4 protein-coding genes and 1 pseudogene are annotated in these 3,926 nt (G+C 24.0%); 4 read left to right on the top strand and 1 reads right to left on the bottom strand.

Annotated features, from left to right (window positions below):
• On the bottom strand, positions 1-188 hold a 188-nt coding region (locus tag ACERKK_RS11915; RefSeq protein WP_373773297.1), incomplete at its 3' end, for a hypothetical protein.
• Positions 189-371: 183 nt separating this feature from the next.
• Between ACERKK_RS11915 and ACERKK_RS11910 the strand changes: the two genes are divergently transcribed.
• The 4 genes and pseudogenes from ACERKK_RS11910 to ACERKK_RS11895 all read left to right on the top strand — a co-directional run.
• Complete coding sequence (locus tag ACERKK_RS11910; RefSeq protein WP_373773296.1) at positions 372-803, top strand: hypothetical protein; 432 nt, start codon at positions 372-374, stop codon at positions 801-803.
• Between the two features lie 12 nt (positions 804-815).
• Positions 816-1,766 carry a 23S rRNA (adenine(1618)-N(6))-methyltransferase RlmF gene (rlmF, locus tag ACERKK_RS11905; protein ID WP_373773295.1) on the top strand — a complete coding sequence of 317 codons (951 nt, stop codon included), beginning with the start codon at positions 816-818 and terminating at the stop codon, positions 1,764-1,766.
• The gene (locus ACERKK_RS11900; protein WP_373773294.1) at positions 1,763-3,385 is read left to right on the top strand and encodes a UvrD-helicase domain-containing protein; all 1,623 of its coding nucleotides are present in this window, start codon (positions 1,763-1,765) and stop codon (positions 3,383-3,385) included. The genes rlmF and ACERKK_RS11900 overlap by 4 nt, the downstream gene beginning before the upstream one ends.
• Before the next feature lie 74 nt (positions 3,386-3,459).
• Positions 3,460-3,926 (top strand): annotated as a pseudogene (locus ACERKK_RS11895) (hypothetical protein); the annotation flags it as partial.

Raw genomic sequence — 3,926 nt, 5'->3', positions numbered from 1 at the left:
AACCAAATAACTGCATCTATTTTATTTTTTTTGCACATTTCATGTATTAAAGTCTGGTTATTAAAATTTGTTTGTTTAAGATTTACAGATTTAATCATAGAATCTAATTTTGAAGCATCAAATTTTTGTGTTTCTAATTCTTTTTTAACATCTGCAAAAGTGTGTTTTTTAAATAAGCTTGATAGCATTTTTTCCCTATTTATAAATAATTTAAATTGATTATATCCAAAAAATAACTTTTTATCAAAAAAATATTTAAAGAGATAAAATATCATAAAAATTTCTTTTAAAATATATAAATATCAAAGAAACCCTTTCATTATATGTTCATAATATATTAATTCGCTATAATTGCAAAAAAAGGAAAAAATATGGCTAAAGGTAAAAAAACAGTTATAAAAGAGATTAAATTACTTCCTAATGATGAAATTTCAATTAATGGTAAAGAATATATTATTTTAGAAAATACAAAAGATATTGAAAAAGCACTTACGATGAAGATTTCTTCTAATGGAAATAGATTATTAAGATTTGAAGATGAAAGTAAAAAAGCTAGAATTGATGTAAAAAGAAATATTGATATTATTAAATATACATTTTTAAATCCAGAAACAACAAAAAAGTTTAATAAAAGCCATAATAGATCAGATTTAACAAAAGGTGATAAAGCAGAAGTTATTGATAATGCTAACTCTTTTGTAAAAGCAAGAGAAATTATAGATTCGTATACTACAAAAACTAGTGAGAACTTTGATATAAATGCAGGAAAAACTACTTTATATATGTTTGAAGAAATCAAATAATTAAATTAAGCTATGAGTAAAACAACTACAAAAACACTTCACCCTAGAAATTTTCATAATAATTTATATAATTTTGAAGAGTTAATCAAAAGTGAGCCTAAACTCTCACCTTTTGTTTCTTTAAATAAATATGATAATCTATCAATTGATTTTTCAAATGAAAATGCAGTTTTAACATTAAATAAAGCCCTACTTTCTCACTTCTACAATATAAAAAATTGGGAAATTCCAAAAGGATACCTTTGTCCACCTATTCCTGGACGAGCTGATTATATACATTATATTGCTGATTTATTAGCCCTAAGTAATAAAAATGTTATTCCAAAAGATTCAAATATTAAAGGCTTAGATATTGGTGTTGGTGCAAACTGTATTTACCCAATTATTGCAAATAGTGTTTATAATTGGAAATTTGTTGCTAGTGATATTGATAAAACATCTTTAGATTCAGTACAAAATATTGTTAATAAAAATAATTCATTAAAAGGTAATATTGAAATAAGACTACAAGAAAATAGTAAAAATATCTTTAAAAATATTATAAATGAAAATGATAAATTTGATATTACTGTTTGTAATCCTCCCTTTCATAAATCAAAAGAAGAAGCAAATGCAGGAACAAAAAGAAAAATACAAAATCTTACAAAACAAAAAGATGTAAAAAACAAACTAAACTTTGGTGGTAAAAGCAATGAGCTTTGGTGCAAAGGGGGAGAGCTTTCTTTTATTTCTAACATGATTAATGAAAGTGCTCAGTTTAAGGAAAACTGTCTTTGGTTTTCTACACTTGTTTCAAAGAAAGATAATCTAGATGAAATATATAAAAGACTTAAAAAAGTAAAAGCATTTAAAGTACATACAATTGAAATGAAACAAGGTCAAAAAATCACAAGAGTTGTAGCCTGGACTTTTCATACAAAAAAAATGCAAGAACAATGGTTTTTAAATAAGAGTAATAAATGAAATTAACACAAGAACAAGAAGATATAATAAATGCAAAAGAAGAATCTTTTAAAATAAATGCCGTTGCAGGAAGTGGAAAAACAACTACTTTACTAGAGTATGCAAAAAGAAATTCTCATTTAAAAATTTTGTATTTAGCTTATAATAAATCTTTACAAGTTTCATTACAAGAAAAACTTAAAGAGTATAATCTATCACATATGCAAGTTAGTACTATTCACTCTTTAGCCTATACAAGAGTTCAAGCATATCAATATAATCTTACACATGATTTAAAAGTTCAAGTAATAGAAAAAGTTCTAAATGGATATGAACAAACTTTTAATCAGAGGTCTTATTACCCTATTCCTGAATATATTGCACTTATAAAAGATTTAGTAAATTTTTACTGTAATTCATCATTAATCGCACTTGATACAAAACTATTAGATACATATAAAAAACAATTAGATTTAACAGCAAAGATTTTAGAGCTTATAAATAAAGACCAAAAAAAAGTTCTTGCTCATCTTAAACATATTTTATCATCTATGAAAAATAAAATTATTGATGCAACACATGATTTTTATTTAAAAATGTTTTATTTAAATAAATCCGTAAGCTCAAATCTTGGTTATGATTTAATTTTAGTTGATGAGTCTCAAGATATTTCAGATGTTATGATAGCAATTGTAGAAGCGCAAAACTGCAGAAGAGTATATGTTGGTGATTCTTTTCAACAAATATATTCATTTAGATTTGCAATAAATGCTTTAAATAAGATTGATTTACCTGCATATGAATTAAGTAAAAGTTTTAGGTTCTCAAATGACTATGCAAAAACACTTCAAACAAATCTTAACTCTTTATATGAGAAACAAAGTAAAAATCTTTTAAAAATTTCAGGAATTGATTCTAATACTACAATAGGAAAAGATACTCTTGATTTTAATAAACAAATTTGTGTAATTGCAAGATCAACTTTTGGTTTAATTCAACAAATAGTTCATTTTATTCATGATAATAAAAAGATATATTTTGAAGGTGGTTATAACTCTTATTCATTTATGAATCAAACCGTTTACTCAATTTTTTACTTAAAAGAGAAAAAGAATGACAAAGTTACAATGGATGAAATTAAAGATTTTCAGACAATACAAGAGCTTGAACAATTTGCTAAAGATACAAAAAATCAAGACTATTTAAATATTATCAAATTTATAAATACCTATGGGGATAATATTTTTGAAATAAACAAAAAAATAAAAGATAAACTTACAACAAATAAAGACCAAGCAGATATTATATTTACAACTACTCATAAATCTAAAGGTTTAGAGTATGAACAAGTTATTATGGCTGATGATTTTATTTCTAAAAAAGATATAGCTAATCCTAAAAATAATATGTCTTTTCTTAAAATCATCGAAGAACTTAATATTTACTACGTTGCAGCAACTAGAGTTAAAAGTGCCATAGTTCTTAGTTCACTTGATTTAAACTATACATATAAAGAAGGTGATGAATCTTCTTATGTAAAATCAAGATTTAAAAATAAAAAAACTTCTACAAAAAAAATGAAAAGTATGCAAGAAGAGTGGCTTAAGAATAACCGTGTTAATAAAGTTGATGCATTTTAAGCTTAAAAATAGAATATAAGCAAGCTATTTATTAATATTTGATATTATTACAGCAGAAATAAACAAGGAATTTTATGCAATATTTTGGAACAATAGAAACTAAATATGAAGAGATTTTCATTACATCTAGTTATATGTACTTTGGAGCTGAAGATGAAGTTATCACAGCAAAAGAGTTAAAAGCAAAAATAAAAAGTGCAAAAGAGAAAAAGAAAAATATTATTGGAACAGTATATTTATACAATCCAGTTGTAACACCAGTAGGATATGATTCAAACAATTACTTATTAGATCAAGATTTCGATAAATTTGGTGAAATGGTTGAATTAAAAGGTGAAACATATATTACTATCTTTAAACAAGCAATGAGAGAATCATGTGCTGGTAAAATAGTTGAAATTAGAAACTTATTTAATTTAAATGAACAAAACATTGATGCTTCTACATTATTAATGAAATTTAATGATGATTTAGAAATATATACATCATATCAAAATACAGAATTTGATAGAGATATAATGTACTTAGATGCAGCAAATCT

Origin of the sequence: Poseidonibacter sp. (genome assembly GCF_041821165.1) — a bacterium.
Lineage (GTDB): Bacteria > Campylobacterota > Campylobacteria > Campylobacterales > Arcobacteraceae > Poseidonibacter.
Note: the sequence above shows the minus strand (reverse complement) of the source record. Positions and strands in the feature narration are given on the sequence as shown.